Origin of the sequence: Methylobacterium sp. UNCCL125 (assembly GCF_900116795.1) — a bacterium.
In the GTDB taxonomy this organism is placed as follows: Bacteria; Pseudomonadota; Alphaproteobacteria; order Rhizobiales; family Beijerinckiaceae; genus Methylobacterium; species Methylobacterium fujisawaense.
This window is the reverse complement of record NZ_FPBW01000012.1, coordinates 1-14,135: the sequence shown is the minus strand read 5'-3', so window position 1 is coordinate 14,135 and position 14,135 is coordinate 1. Positions and strand designations below refer to the sequence as shown.

Below are 14,135 nucleotides of genomic sequence, written 5' to 3'. Positions count from 1 at the left end.
GGTTTCCGTCGCGGGTAAGCAGGCAGGCATGGCCAACGTCGTCGTTGTGGGCGCCCAGTGGGGCGACGAAGGCAAGGGCAAGATCGTCGACTGGCTCTCCGAGCAGGCCGACATCGTCGTCCGGTTTCAGGGCGGGCATAATGCCGGCCATACGCTCGTCATCGACGGCGTCACCTACAAGCTGGCGCTGCTGCCGTCGGGCGTGGTCCGCGGCGGCAAGCTCTCGGTCATCGGCAACGGCGTCGTGGTCGATCCCTGGCATCTCGTGGACGAGATCGACCGGATCAAGGCCCAGGGTGTGGAGGTCTCCCCCGCGTCCCTGCGGATCGCCGACAACGCCACGCTGATCCTGCCGCTCCACCGGGAGCTGGATCATTTCCGCGAGACCGCCAATGCCGGCTTGAAGATCGGCACCACCAAGCGCGGTATCGGGCCGGCCTACGAGGACAAGGTCGGGCGCCGGGCGATCCGGGTCGTCGATCTTGCCGATCCCGACGCCTTGCCGGCCAAGATCGAGCGCGTGCTGACCCATCACAACGCCCTGCGGCGCGGCCTCGGGATCGACGAGGTCAATGCCGAGGCGCTGCTGTCGGAGCTGAAGGCCATTGCGCCGAAGATCCTGCCTTTCGCCGACACCGTCTGGGCGCTGCTCGACGAGGAGCGGCGGGCCGGCAAGCGCATCCTGTTCGAGGGCGCGCAGGGCGCGCTACTCGACGTCGATCACGGCACCTATCCGTTCGTCACGTCCTCCAACATCGTGGCCGCGCAGGCGGCGACGGGCTCGGGCCTCGGCCCGGGTGCGATCGGCTACGTGCTGGGCATCGCCAAGGCCTACACGACCCGGGTCGGCGAGGGGCCGTTCCCAACCGAGCTGTTCGACGAGATCGGCGAGACCATCGGCAGCCGCGGCCGCGAGTTCGGCGTCAACACCGGGCGCAAGCGCCGCTGCGGCTGGTTCGACGCCGTGCTGGTGCGCCAGACGGTCCGGACCTCCGGCATTCACGGGATCGCGCTGACCAAGCTCGACATCCTCGACGGCTTCGAGGAGATCCGCGTCTGCACGGGCTACATGCTGGACGGGCAGCCGATCGACCATCTGCCGGCGAGCCAAGCCGCTCAGGCGCGGGTCGAACCGGTCTATGAGGTGATCCCGGGCTGGTCGGAGACGACCGCAGGCGCACGATCCTGGGCGGACCTGCCGGCGCAGGCGATCAAGTATGTCCGCCGGATCGAGGAGTTGATCGGGGCGCCGGTCGCCCTGCTGTCCACCTCCCCCGAGCGGGACGACACGATCCTCATGCACAACCCGTTCGAGGACTGACGCGTCGCGCGCTATCCCGTTGACGACGCGTGATTCCGGCTGCGCTGCCTGTATCCAGTCCGCGCAGGCTTGATCTAGAACGGGCTGGCGGTCGGGCCTTCATTCTCGCGAATGATCCGCCGTATGCGGCGCAACCGGCGTGCGGGCACCGATCCGTGCGGCGGAATACGACAAACCGGCCGACGGCCGCGACCGGACCTGTCCGGCGGGAGCGGCCATCGGTCCCCGGCCTTCGACCGGCGTTGCCGGACGGCGGCCGAAGGGGCGGACCAGGGTATTATGGCCGATTACTATCCGCTTCTGGCGCGCGCGCTCGATGCGCTACCGGATCGAACGCCCGCTCTGCGCAAGGCGGTCTACGACCGCGCGCGCAACGCGCTCATCAGCCAGTTGCGCTCCCTCGACCCGCCGCTCTCCGAGGCGGACATCGATCTCGAGCGGCGCGCCCTCGACGCCGCGATCGAACGGCTCGAGGTCGACCATGGCGGTCTGCCTGCGCCGGCCAACGATGCGGTTCAGGCCTCTCCGGTGCAGGCGCCTGCACCGGTCGTCTCCGAGCCCATCGCGGTCGCGCCGGCGGTGCAGCCGGAGCCGGAGATCCCCGAACCGTCTCCCCCTGAGCCGAGCGTCGCGTCGAAGCCCGATCCGGTGCTTCCTGCCGCCAAGGCGCCGTTCGCAGTTCCGGGTCGGGATAGCGATTCCGCATCCGAGTCCGGACCGCGCGAGGCACCGATCCCGATCACCTCGAGGCGCCCGGGTGCCTCCGCCGCTGCTGCGCCCGAAGGGCTACCTCCTGAGGCGGCGACTTCGGCTCGCCCCTCGGTCGAGGAGCAAGACGCCGGCGAGGTCGCCGCAGACGTCGGATCGGGCCGCCAGCGCCCGCGCATCGAGGTGGTGCCGCTCCGAGCAGGGCGCTCCCGCGTGCTGCGCAACGTCTTTGTCGGAAGCGTCCTTGCGGTCGTGATCGGCTTGATCGCCGTCGCGGCCTTCCTGCTGCGCGACCGCCCACAGAATCTGCCATCCAGCGGTGCGGAGATTGCGGATTCTCAGCAGTCCGAGGCCGAGTCCAAGTTCGGCGATCGGGTTGGTGGCGATGCGGCGCCGGTGTCGAAGGCGCCTGCGCGCGCGGACGGTGCTGCCCCGTCTCGGACCAACGCGCCACCCGCCGAGGCGGGCGTCTCGGTCGCCCAGAGGGCTGAACTCGTCGAGGAAGGGGCCGGCGCAGAAAGCAGTCAGCCGACCGTCACGCAGGGGCGGGTGACGTGGCGCCTGGAGACGGTGAACGGGGAGCAGGGGCAGCCGGTTCAGAACGCGGTCGTCGCGACCGTGACCGTTCCGGAGGCCGGGCTGACGCTGGTGATGACCATCCAGCGCAACCTCGACACGACGTTGCCGGCCTCCCACACGGTGAGCCTTGCGTTTAGCCAGACCGGCAGCAGCGGCACCGCGCGGACGGTTCAGGATGTCGGATTGCTGCAAGCGAAGGATGAGCAGAGCGCCCGCGGTTCGCCAGTCTCGGGCCTGCCGGTCCGTGTCCGCGACAACCTGTTCCTGATCGGCCTGTCGTCGCTGCAGAACGACGTGGAGCGCAACACCGACCTGCTCCTTCATAGGAACTGGTTCGACATCGCGCTGCGCTACACCTCCGGTCGCCGGGCGGTGCTGACCTTCGAGAAAGGGACCGCCGGCGCCCAGGTCATGCAGAGCGCCTTCGACGCCTGGCAGTGATGAGCCTTGAGGTCCCCGGCGCTCAGTTAAGCCGGGGACGTCTTGTCAGCGGGCTTCAATGCCGGTCCGCGGCAGCTCGCGACTGGCAATGTTGCGCTTGACCGCTTCCTGCACCTTTTCGAAGGCCCGCACCTCGATCTGACGAACGCGTTCGCGGGAGACGCCGAACTCGCCCGAAAGATCTTCCAGCGTGATCGGATCCTCGGCGAGACGTCGCGCCTCGAAGATGCGCCGCTCGCGGGCGTTGAGGACACCGAGGGCATCCTTCAGCGCGGAAAGGCGGTTCTGGCCCTCCTGTTCGCGTGCGAGCACGGTCTCCTGGCTCGGGCTGTTGTCCACGAGCCAGTCCTGCCACTCGCCTTCGCCCTCCTCGCGCAGGGGCGCGTTGAGCGACGTGTCACCGGACAGACGCCGGTTCATGTCGATCACGTCCTGCTCGGGCACGCCGAGGCGCGTGGCGATCTGCGACACCTGGTCGGGTTTCAGATCGCCCTCATCGAGGGCAGAGATCCGTCCCTTCGCCTTGCGGAGGTTGAAGAACAGCTTCTTCTGGTTGGCCGTCGTGCCCATCTTCACCAGAGACCACGACCGCAGGATGTATTCCTGGATCGCTGCCTTGATCCACCACATGGCATAGGTGGCGAGACGGAACCCCTTGTCGGGATCGAAGCGCTTGACCGCCTGCATCAGGCCGACATTGCCTTCCGACACGACCTCGCCGATCGGCAGGCCGTAGCCGCGATAGCCCATGGCGATCTTGGCGACGAGGCGCAGGTGCGACGTCACCAGGCGATGCGCCGCTTCGCGGTCACCGGCGTCGCGCCAGGCCTTGGCGAGGGTGAATTCCTCCGACGGCTCCAGCATCGGAAACTTGCGAATCTCGTCGAGGTAGCGCGAAAGGCCACCTTCGTTGGCGAGCACGGGAAGCGTACCGGCCATGGCTTTCTCCTGAACCTGTGTCCCCCTGCCGGGCGGACGCGACGGACAACAGTGCCGTCTACTCGGGCCGCTCTTGAGCCGACCCTGCCGGCCACCCATCTCATGCAGGTCGCCGGGGAGCCGGTCACGGTCGATGACACCCACGTCGCCAACAACGCGCCACCGGCGATTTTGATCGTACCATGTCACGATGTGACGCGGTACGGGGTGTTCTTTCGCACGCCGCAAGGGGCGGTTACAGGCGCGCCGGGTCGCCTGCGTCGGCCCGGAGTGCCTGGATCAGGGCAGTCATGTCGGTCGGCAGCGCACTCTCGAAGCGCAGCGTTTCACCCGTGCGCGGGTGACTGAAGCCGAGCAGTTCCGCGTGGAGCGCCTGCCGTCCCAGGGCCGTTAGAGCGGCACGCGCCTCCAGACTCAGGCGGGCCGCCTTGGTGCGGAAGGCACCTCCGTAGACCGTGTCCCCGAGCAGGGGATGTCCGCGATGGGCGAGATGCACGCGGATCTGATGCGTGCGACCCGTTTCCAGGCGACACCGCACGAGGGTGGCCTCGCGATAGGTCTCGGCGACGGCATAATGCGTGACCGCATGGCGGCCGCTGTCGTCGGAGACGACGGCGATCTTTTCCCGATGGAACCGGGACCGGGCGAGACTGGCCCGGATCGTGCCCGCCCGCGGCTGGGGCAGGCCCCAGACCAATGCGGCGTAGGCGCGTTCCAGCGGCCCGGTCCGGCCGTGATCGGCGAATTGCGCGGTGAGGCCCTGATGCGCCGCGTCGTTCTTGGCGACGACGATCAGGCCGCTCGTGTCCTTGTCGAGGCGATGGACGATGCCGGGGCGGCGCACCCCGCCGATCCCGGACAGGCTGGCCCCGCAATGGGCGATGAGGGCGTTGACCAGCGTCCCGCTCTCGTGGCCCGGCGCCGGGTGGACCACCAGGCCGGCCGGCTTGTCGATGACGATCAGATCGTCATCCTCGTAGACGATCGGCAGGTCTGCGGCTTCGGCCACCGGCTCGGCCGGTGCCGGAGGCGGCACGGTTAGGATGATGGACGCGCCGGCGGCAACTTTGGCGGCCGGATCGCGCGCCGGGAGACCGTCCCGCTTCACATGGCCTGCGCGGATCAGATCCTTCAATCGGGCCCGGGACAGATCCGGGAACAGCGTGACCAGCGCTCGATCGAGCCGCACGCCTCCCTCGGCCACGATCCCGGCCTTTTCGACGTCACCGTTGTCCACCACGATCCTTGTCCGCACCCGATCTGACCCGCCGAGGCGGATTTCCTGACGAAGGCTCTTGCTCCGCCGCCAGGTCGTGGCTATAGCACCCCCGCGCCGCCGGAAAGCTCCCATCGTCTAGCGGTCTAGGACGTCGCCCTCTCACGGCGAAAACAGGGGTTCGATTCCCCTTGGGAGCGCCAGCCGGTGCTGTAAGTCATTCGAACAACTCCTGTTTCGGTGATTTCCCCCAAACCCCTACGGGGTGGTTTGGGCGTTCTTGTTCCTGTTCCAGCCCTCCAACTTCGTGATCGCGCCTGTTGAAAGGCCCGACCGGTTCGCTTCGCGCGTGTACCGTTCAGCCTCGGCGAGGGTGTTGTGGCCGAGCACGGCCATGATCTCGTGGGCGGTGCAGCCGGCCTCGGCGAGGCGTCGCCCGGCGGCCTTGCGAAGGCCATGCGGCTGCGCGTCGAGCGGCAGGCCGGCGGCCGTGATGGCGTCGCGCATGAACCCGGAGAAGCCGTCCACCGTGAATGGGCGCCCGTACTCGGTGTTGAGGATCGTCGCGTGCTGCCGCGGCGTCTCGGCCAGGATGGCGCGGAGATCCGCGTGCAGCGGCACGTCGATCTTGGCCCCGGTCTTCTGCTGGACGACCCGGATGCGATCGCCCTTCACATCCGCCCAGGTCATCCGGTGCACGTCCGAACGACGCTGGCCGGTATAGAGGTGCAGGGCGAAGGCCAGCCGCCTCTTGCTGCCGACGGGCCAGTGCGCCTCGAACTGGGCGATCTCATCGTCGGTCCAGGAGCGCACCTCGCCGATCTTTGGTCGCCGGATCGCGACGGACGGATCGGCGGTGAGCCAGCCCAAGACGATCGCGCGCCGGATCAAGATCCGGAGCTTCTTGAGCGTGTCGAGCGCCGCGCCGGGCTTGCCGGCCAGCGGGTCCAGGAACGCCTTCACGATGCGGCCGTGGTTCAGGCCTGCGACCGAGCGGTGCCCGTGCTGGACCCGGATTGCCTCCATCCGGCGCCGATAACCAACCTTGGTCGTGGCGCGCAGGGCGGCGTACTCGCCGCTTTTGTAGTAGGACTGGACCAGCGCCTCGATCGTGCCGGGCTCGACTGCGGCGCGCTTCTGAGGCGCCTTCGGCATGCGCCCGGCCAACGCCTCTTGGTAGGCCGTAAGGAACGCTTCCGAGCCCACGGGGCCGGCCAGGGGTAGGCGCGGCCCCTTGTCCTTCCGGAAGTAGACCCGGACCTTGCCATGCCGGTCGCGCCAGCACTCGACGTAAGGCGGCAGCTTACGGGGCATCGATATCCTCCCAGGTTGAATCCTGGGCGGCATCCTGGCCGTCGATGGGGAGGTTGTCTGCGGCGCCGTCCAGCTCACGGACGCACCACACCTTGCGGGCATCGATACGCCGCGCGCGAGGCATCCGGCCGTCTCGAACCATCTCGTCGAACTTGGTGGGCGAGATGCACACGTAGGCAGCTGCCGCCTCTCGATTGATCAAGCGAGGAGACAGCGTCGGCGGGAGCGCGCAGTGGCGCGAGCGCCGCATTCCGGTGGCGCTAGAAACCGGCAGCGGATCATGGTCCTGATGCTCGCGCCGGGCCAAGGTCAGTCCTCGCTGCTGCCGGAGGCGATAGCGGCCTTCACCCGCGCCACTACGTCGTTGATGCGGATCACGATCGCGGTGTGGAACGGCGCACCGTACTCGGGGTGCATCAGCTCAATCACCGACGTGTCGGCGGTGACCGGCAGCACCTTCGCGGGCGCGTCACCGGGCGGCACCACCAGGAAGGTGTAGGCACCCTCAAAGAGCTCGCCGGGAAGGCGCTGCGGGAACGCCGGATGAGCTTCTTGGCCCTCGGCGGCATCCGTGAAGCAGACCGCACACATCGCGGCGCGGCGCGGCTGCACGCCCAGCGCCACCAATTCAGCGGTCAAAGCGATCTGCACAATGCGCCGCTCGTCGAAGCTGAACCGCTTGCGCTCCCCCGCCTCGCGACGCTCCTCATCGGACAGCAGGATCACTGCCGGCTTGCGGCTGAGCCAATTGTTGAAGGTCTTGCGGTCCAGTCGAGCCGCGGCGCACGCGATGGCTGAGCCATACCGGTTTGCGGTCCCGGCATCTGCCACGCGGTCCTTCTCGAGAACGTCGCTCATAGTTTTGTCCTCACGTGATAGTAAGAACATCACCCTGGGCATCTTTGGTGTCAAGCGAGGGCAAACCGCTCGCAACGATGTGCGAGCGGCCGATATCCACAGGGCATTCGGCAATTTCGCCTAGGCACCCTGCAGGTCTCGATCGCCTCCGCGCAGCCACACGATCTGGGAGACGTGCCCTTCAGGTGCTCCGAGGCTCGGCTCTGCGTCGCCGCCGTCCTCAAGGTCCGGATCCTCGTCCATCTCGTCGAGGGCGGCCACGAGGTGGTCGACCGCGTCCAAGGCCAGAGCCAGCGCCCCCTCGATACGGGCACGGGTGTCAGGGATCATCGGCCGCTGACGGCGTCGGAACGGGATGACGTTGTTCATCGAGCGGAACCCCACGCGGCGCAGATTTCGGAGAAGACTTCGGGATGCTCCTCGACACCGCCGGTCAGCACCATGTGCGTGAGGAGCGTGTTCGCCCGCTCGGCTTGATCGCCGCGATCGTCGGGCTGCCGGCGTGAGATCTCGGCTGCAACGGCCGAACTGAAGCGCTGAAGGCGATCGGTCTCCCGGTTGATCAGGTCCCCCGCATCTGTTCGGCCGCTGCCATCCGCAGCCAGGAAGCACGGCGAATTTTCCGCGGAGGCCAGAAGCTCCCAGGCTCGGACCAACACGGAATAGAGGCGGGCGAGCTGAGACATAGGAAGCAATGAAAGGTTTGGCCGAACGGGAGCGCACGCTCGAACCGGCTGAGTCTCGCCGACAGCTAGCCGAGCTGCACCCTGCTGGATCTGCCTGAGCACGTTCCAGTGACTCGCCAGCGGGCCCTGTGCCGCGACGGGCCGGCGCGGGCCGGAGTCCTCGCTGTCGAGCCGCGCCAGCACGAGAGCCTTGATCCCGAGGCCGGCGACCGTGCTGGCCGGCAGCCGTGCGATCCGCTCCGCGAGGCCAGTGCAGGCGAGATACTCGGCCTCGTTGTCGTCGACAGCATCTTCGGCTGCCCAGGCAGCCATGAACTCGGCGCCGAGAGCGGTTAGGACAGCGTCGGGATGCGACGCGGTGGCGGGTGTAGGCGTCTCCCGCTCGGCATCGCGCAACAGGGAGTTCAGCAGCCGGCCGCCGGGATAGTCGCTATCGTGCTCGTCCTCGTAGTGGCCGGCAGCGCGTAGCTTTATACGCAGGCCTTCGGCGCTGAACGCTGGCATCTCAGCGATGCGATCAGCGAGCGCCTGGACCTCGACTTCTGCCGCTTCCGCGCGATCCTCCCTGTCATCCTCGTCACTTTCGAACGCGGCGCGGACCCGCGCGCATTCGGCCTTCCACGCGTCCCACGCGGTGATGATCTCGTCGGCGCGAGCCTGCGCCTCCGGCCAAGGATGGTGTTCGACGATCGTGTGAGCGTCCGCCGGCAGCCCATCGTCCGGTCGAGGCGCTCGCCTCACTTCACGGACGTATGGCTTCCGCCGCATCCAGGCGACATCATCTGCGGACACCTCCATGCCGTCGAGCGCAGCCGGCTCGGTCAGATACTGGCGGAGGTAGAGTCGTCGATCGTCCTCACGGAAGTAGAGGCATGTCGGACGCTTCGGCGTCGCAGAGATCCGGGCCTCACCCAGCTGCTGCGATGCCTCATGAAGGGCTCTGGCTCGGGCGAGCGCGTCGCCCAGCTGAGCACCGAGCTGCAGGAGCTCGGCGTCTACCTCGTCGGTCGCGGGCGGCGGTGGATCCGGACGCCGGATGAAGCGCCCAGCGGCGTCCCGGGCTCGAGCAGCGCGCTGACGGAGATCGGCGGTCGGCTCGATGGCCTGCGCAGTATTGGACTTCCTCACGGCCCCCTCCGTCACGCGAGAGGGATGTAGCCGTAGGCGAACACGCCCCCGGCGATGATGAGGGCGGCGCTGACGAGCTCGCCAACCAGGTCAAGCAGGCGAATCGGCAAGCGAGCGTATTCACCGGCGCGTGCCGGTGGTGTATGCGGGCAGGTAGCCATGGGACGTCTCCAGAGGACGTTACAGGTTAGGCCCGGTGCGGGAGCTTCCACCTTCCCTCCGGGCCGCACTCGTGGTATCACCAGTGCTATGAGCGCGTCAACTCGTGATACCACGAAGAAGGAACGGCGGCGGCGCCCTGACGCGCCCGGGACACCTGTGGTGGTGCGCCTTCAGCCCAACATGCTCGCTGCGCTCGACAACTCGATCGCTGAGCAGCCCGACCCGAAACCTTCCCGTCCCGAGGCGGTGCGCCGGCTACTCGAGCGCGCGCTGAAGGTCGAGGCAAGCTAGCCGGTGGCAGTCAGATACACGTCCAATTTCTGAGGCGGCAGGCGCATGGATCCTTTCATTCCTGCATGGCTCAGGTCTGGGCTATCATCCGTAGGACGGATGATGATCCCGATAGTCAAACGAGTGCTTTCGCGCCGCGGAGCTGAACAAGGACTTCCGTCAAGGATGCCCGAGTTCACGGAAGCACTGGATCTGCTCGCAGGCGGTGACGGGGTCGTCGGCCGAACTATCACTGGTGCTAAAGCTTGGGCAACCGACGTTCCATCCGCATTTCGCGAGGAACGCTTCCAACGTTGGGCACGCGACGCTGCCACTCGGGATGCCTTCAGTCGAGCCGCGATACGACAGTGGCAAGATCTAGAACTTGATCAGAACGACAAAAAAATAGCCATCCAGCGTTATTCGGTGCTTGCTTCGGATGCACGACAGCGAGCAGAGCGGCCGTTTGATGATGCCGTGACATTTCTCGTCCTATCCGTCCGAGCTTCACAGTCGACAAGCGAGCGCGTTGCGGATGAGAAAGGGAATGCTGACCGCAATGTAATTGTAAATGCTATCACCGAGCAAGGCGCGCGTTTTGACGCAACAATATCGAGGGTATTGGAGGGAGGAAGTTTACAATCTAAGCCGAATCAATTTGCTGAGCCCAGCCGCACCCCAGACGAACTTGCTGATGCATCTGGCGAACTTCTATCGTGGCCGGGCGACATCAACGGTAAAGTGATAACCCGGCCCGAACTTGATGATCTGGAAGAACAGCTCTTAGCCCCGGCTACGGCACCCACCGGAAAGAGTATATTGCTTTTCGGCTCCCCTGGATCAGGTAAATCTGCGCTTCTTGCTGCCCTTGGTAATCGTCTCCGAGATCGCGGTGGAGTAGTATTGGGTATTAAGGCGGATACTTTGCCTGCAACCGTAAGTACAGTTGCTGACCTTGGGCCGGAGCTTGATCTAGGAACCGACATCGTAAAAGAAATCGCCGCTCAGGCAACCAATGGCCCTGTCTACGTCTTGATTGATCAGCTCGACGCTGTCGCGTCGCTGATCGATGGCAGTGGCGGTCGATTGCGTGCGCTAGGTAATTTGGCCCGCCGGCTTCGAACATGGCCCGAAATTCGAGTCGTTGCATCGGTGCGGCCCTTCGAATTTGCGGCTGATGGCGGATTTCGAGCTAATTTTCCTGAGAATTCTACTGTCAAAATCGAGTTAGCGCTACCTGAACTGGAAAGGGTTCATTCATTACTAGCAGAGATCGGAATAAATCCGTTAGAAATACCTGCAGCGCTTAGTGATGTGATTCGGATTCCTCAGGCCCTTCGGGATATAGTTGCGGCTCGTCGCGACGGGTTTGCATGGAGCGCGATGACGACGTGGCGAAGTACGCAAGTGCTTCGGTTTGAGAGACTAGTAGCAGTGAACCAGGCGCTTCATTTGGATCGTCTGATTGATCATCTGGTCACATCACTGCGATTCTCTGGCACGCTATGGACGGCTGCAGATAGCCTGCCCATCGGCAGTTCGCCTGCAGTTAATCGATTGTGCGCTGAGGGCATACTACGTCGCCGTGAGGAGGCCGGTCTTATAGGATTCGCACACCAAACTTGGGCGGAAACGCTCGATGCTCGCCTCGCCTTATCCCACGGCGACTTAATATCGCGTGTTACAGAGGCAGGCAGAAATCTGCTGGCTCGACCACAGGCACTAGCGATCTTACGCTATGCTCGCGATGCTGCGCCAGCAGAGTATGACGCTTCCATCAGAGCGCTTTGGGCAAGATCTGATTTACGTCGACATTTAAGACACCTGATACTCGATTTGGCAGCTGGAGGCGATGCATCCATCGCCGGCGAGCGGCATATTGTTTTGACTGTGATAGCTGGCACCGACGCCGCGCTCGCCGATCGTGCACTACGCTTAACTGCAGGAAATTCTGCATGGTTTGAGCATGCACGAAGTTCCATTGCTGATAGAATGACAAGCAACGATGACACACGAACACGTAGTGTGTGGCAGTGGCTGTCAGCGGCCGCCGCAAATCACGCCGCGGAAGTCTTGACATTGCTGGATCGCCATTGGCGAGGGCACCAAAGTAAAGAAATATATATTCCTCATGTCTTAGAAAATCTTGGGAACTGGGATGATCGCGCATTTGACTTGTTTTGCGCGGGGGTAAATCGAGTGGTTCGTGTAGATGCCCTTCCTGTCTGGACGATCCGTCAACAGGTTAAGGCCGGCCGGCATGACGTCGCGGCCAAGCTCATTGGATTGATATTCGATAGGGTGGTCGCGCTAGTTCCCGAGTCAATTAGGCTCGCCCAATCAACAAGGGCAGCCGGAGCCTTGCCAGAGGAAGGCGGCCTAGCTGCAGCTATGACTAGATTGCAAATCAAGCAAGATGGATCTTTCTCGTATCAGTTGGCCAAGTTACTGGGCCAGCTGCACGGAATGCACGATTTCCCCGACATCGTAAGACAAGCGCCGGGGCCTTATATTGCCTCTTTGTTGCCGCGCTTTTCGTCTTTGGCTCCGGAAGCCGCTGACGATTTAGACGAAGAGGATTTTCACGAATTGCAGACGTCGAATCGACAGGAAACTAGATATGATTTGGCGTTAGTGGAAGGACTTCGGGCGGGGCTCGAAGAGCTAGCCAAGGTAGATAAAAATGAGTTTACTCTCCACCTCTCATGTGTCGGCTCACAACATAAATTGCTCGACCGGCTGTTTGCATCAGCCATGACCGCGAGCGCCAGTACTACTTGGAGGCTCGCAATTGAATTTTTGGAAGCTGATACGTCGCGACTCAAACTTGGCGATCGGTTAAGAGGCGGTCAGTCGGAAGCTATGGAATTGGTAAGGTCTATCTCAGCTCATTGCGATGCTGAGCGGGGCGATAGACTTGTAGCGTTGATTATGGCGTGGAACGAGCATTCACCGGTTGAGGGCTCCGATGTTCAGCAGCGTCGTGCGTTGCGCCGCATAAACCGCCAATTGCGCGTTAGATTATTGGCCGGCCTCGACATTTCTCGATTTTCGTCCGGTGCCCGTCGTACGGTTCAGGAGGAACTGCGCGCAATCCCCGAGGATCAACGCGAACGCTCACATTCAAGTGGCGGCTGGGTCCGATCGCCTATGTCGACTGAGATGATGGAACGCGCCACTGACCGACAGCTTCTTAAGCTTTTCGCGAAGCTTCCCGACGGCAAAGAGCGGTGGCAGTCCGACCCATCAAAGTTTTTGATCGGGGGTAGTCGAGAAGCTTCGATGGCGTTTGGTGAACTTGCCAAACGTCAGCCCACACGAGCGAAGCGATTGCTCCAAGAATTTTCTCCGGAAACTCACCAAGTACCAGTAGGTGCCGCACTCCGAGCGCTGTCTGAAACGAAATCCGTAGATCCTACTGAGCTGCTTGAGCTGCTTTCCGCGAGCATACAGCGCGGCTTTGACGGCGATAGTTTTCGCAGGGACGCGGTATGGACGCTATATCAGATTGCTGATCGCGTGCGGGGTCTCGAAGATCACTGGATCTCGATGCTTGTTTCCTGGCTGGAGCCGCCGAATGAGGCGGCTCATGGGCCGACGTTGGTAGATACGGCGAATGAAGATTCGTCTAATAAGCCCTTGCCGACTACAGTTCTATTTGGAGGTGGCCGGTTGCGATTTGTTTCGGGCGGAGAAAATTCCACAATACTACGTGTTTGTACGCTTGCGCTTTTGAGGCGGGTCGAGCCGGCATACGATCAATGGTTGGAGCTTTTAGAGGCGCATCTGGTGCGTCCCGAGCGGAGCTCAGTGTGGGCCGATCTCAGCGAGTATCTTGTGCAACTTGCTTGGGCCAATCAACCGAGAGCGTCAGTTTTCATTCTGAAACTATTGAGGCTTCATCCTGATTTCAGAGATAGTGAGGATGGCGCGCGTCTCGTTGCCCGGTTGCTGAGAATACTTCCTTCTACGACGATAGAAGAGGTTCTTGAGGCTTGGCGCTTCTCAGAATGGGCCTTATCGTCTGTAGCAATTGGGGAGATCGAGGCGCTACGGACAGCATTCTTTGAACCATCGCTTGGCGCAGAAATCTGGCCGACTATTGCTGCTACCGGCCCTGTTCCCTCTGATGTGATGACTGGTGTGGCTAACGTCGCTGTCGTGATCGGCCCCCACGAGGTGGTCCAAGGTCAAAGTTAGTGCAGGGTTGGTCGCTGGACCACGGCGAGCTTGGCCGGTGCAGCCGGCCTAGCGGCTATAGCTGGCACGAACACCTCTGGCGCTGGCGGCCGGTAGCCCAATGCGCCATGCGGCCGAACCGTATTGTAGTGCCGTCGCCAGCCCTCGATCATGATCTGCGCCTCCTTGAGCGTGTAAAAAATCTCGCCATTCAGCAGCTCGTTGCGTATCTGTGCGTTGAAGCTCTCGACATATCCGTTCTCCCACGGCGAACCAGGGGTGATGTAGGCCGTCCTTGCGCCAACGGCCGCAATCCAGGACTGCACCGACTTGG

13 protein-coding genes and 1 tRNA gene are annotated in these 14,135 nt (G+C 63.7%); 5 read left to right on the top strand and 9 right to left on the bottom strand.

Annotation, left to right across the window (positions count from 1 at the left end; genetic code table 11):
• The first annotated feature begins 28 nt into the window (after positions 1–28).
• Together BM396_RS13615 and BM396_RS13610 are read left to right on the top strand one after the other, a co-directional pair.
• Positions 29–1,321, top strand: coding sequence for an adenylosuccinate synthase (locus BM396_RS13615; RefSeq protein WP_043350287.1), 1,293 nt, complete (start codon positions 29–31; stop codon positions 1,319–1,321).
• 279 nt (positions 1,322–1,600) lie between these two features.
• Entirely contained in the window at positions 1,601–3,049 is a 1,449-nt protein-coding gene (locus BM396_RS13610; RefSeq protein ID WP_043381609.1) for a hypothetical protein, read from the top strand.
• A gap of 45 nt (positions 3,050–3,094) precedes the next feature.
• Here the strand turns inward: BM396_RS13610 and rpoH are convergent, their stop codons facing one another.
• Complete coding sequence (gene rpoH, locus BM396_RS13605) at positions 3,095–3,988, bottom strand: RNA polymerase sigma factor RpoH (protein WP_043350239.1); 894 nt, start codon at positions 3,986–3,988, stop codon at positions 3,095–3,097.
• 235 nt (positions 3,989–4,223) lie between these two features.
• Entirely contained in the window at positions 4,224–5,228 is a 1,005-nt protein-coding gene (locus BM396_RS13600) for an RluA family pseudouridine synthase (protein ID WP_051976028.1), read from the bottom strand.
• A 103-nt stretch (positions 5,229–5,331) separates the two neighbouring features.
• Between BM396_RS13600 and BM396_RS13595 the strand changes: the two genes are divergently transcribed.
• Positions 5,332–5,407 (top strand) — tRNA-Glu (locus tag BM396_RS13595).
• Positions 5,408–5,462: 55 nt separating this feature from the next.
• Here BM396_RS13595 and BM396_RS13590 read toward each other — a convergent pair.
• The 6 genes from BM396_RS13590 to BM396_RS32785 all read right to left on the bottom strand — a co-directional run bounded on the left by BM396_RS13590 (position 5,463) and on the right by BM396_RS32785 (position 9,351).
• Complete coding sequence (locus BM396_RS13590) at positions 5,463–6,518, bottom strand: tyrosine-type recombinase/integrase (protein ID WP_043381606.1); 1,056 nt, start codon at positions 6,516–6,518, stop codon at positions 5,463–5,465.
• On the bottom strand, positions 6,508–6,825 hold the full coding sequence (locus BM396_RS13585) for a helix-turn-helix transcriptional regulator (protein WP_348273019.1): 318 nt from the start codon (positions 6,823–6,825) through the stop codon (positions 6,508–6,510). The genes BM396_RS13590 and BM396_RS13585 overlap by 11 nt, the downstream gene beginning before the upstream one ends.
• 2 nt (positions 6,826–6,827) lie before the next feature.
• Positions 6,828–7,376, bottom strand: a complete 549-nt coding sequence (locus tag BM396_RS13580) for a hypothetical protein (RefSeq protein ID WP_043381602.1) — start codon at positions 7,374–7,376, stop codon at positions 6,828–6,830.
• A gap of 120 nt (positions 7,377–7,496) precedes the next feature.
• Positions 7,497–7,745, bottom strand: coding sequence for a hypothetical protein (locus tag BM396_RS13575; protein ID WP_043381792.1), 249 nt, complete (start codon positions 7,743–7,745; stop codon positions 7,497–7,499).
• Entirely contained in the window at positions 7,742–9,190 is a 1,449-nt protein-coding gene (locus BM396_RS13570) for a hypothetical protein (RefSeq protein WP_043381600.1), read from the bottom strand. Before BM396_RS13570 ends, BM396_RS13575 begins: the two co-directional genes overlap by 4 nt.
• An 11-nt stretch (positions 9,191–9,201) precedes the next feature.
• Positions 9,202–9,351, bottom strand: coding sequence for a hypothetical protein (locus BM396_RS32785; RefSeq protein WP_170867477.1), 150 nt, complete (start codon positions 9,349–9,351; stop codon positions 9,202–9,204).
• 160 nt (positions 9,352–9,511) lie between these two features.
• Here BM396_RS32785 and BM396_RS33665 point away from each other — a divergent pair, with 160 nt between their 5' ends.
• Together BM396_RS33665 and BM396_RS32180 are read left to right on the top strand one after the other, a co-directional pair.
• On the top strand, positions 9,512–9,643 hold the full coding sequence (locus tag BM396_RS33665; protein WP_280142398.1) for a hypothetical protein: 132 nt from the start codon (positions 9,512–9,514) through the stop codon (positions 9,641–9,643).
• 456 nt (positions 9,644–10,099) lie between these two features.
• Positions 10,100–13,822: an AAA family ATPase gene (locus tag BM396_RS32180; RefSeq protein ID WP_139239490.1), complete on the top strand. Its 3,723-nt coding sequence runs from the start codon at positions 10,100–10,102 to the stop codon at positions 13,820–13,822.
• Here BM396_RS32180 and BM396_RS13565 read toward each other — a convergent pair.
• Positions 13,819–14,135 (bottom strand): integrase core domain-containing protein (locus BM396_RS13565; RefSeq protein WP_139239489.1); only part of this gene is annotated, 317 nt, incomplete at its 5' end. The two genes, BM396_RS32180 and BM396_RS13565, sit on opposite strands and share 4 nt — an antisense overlap.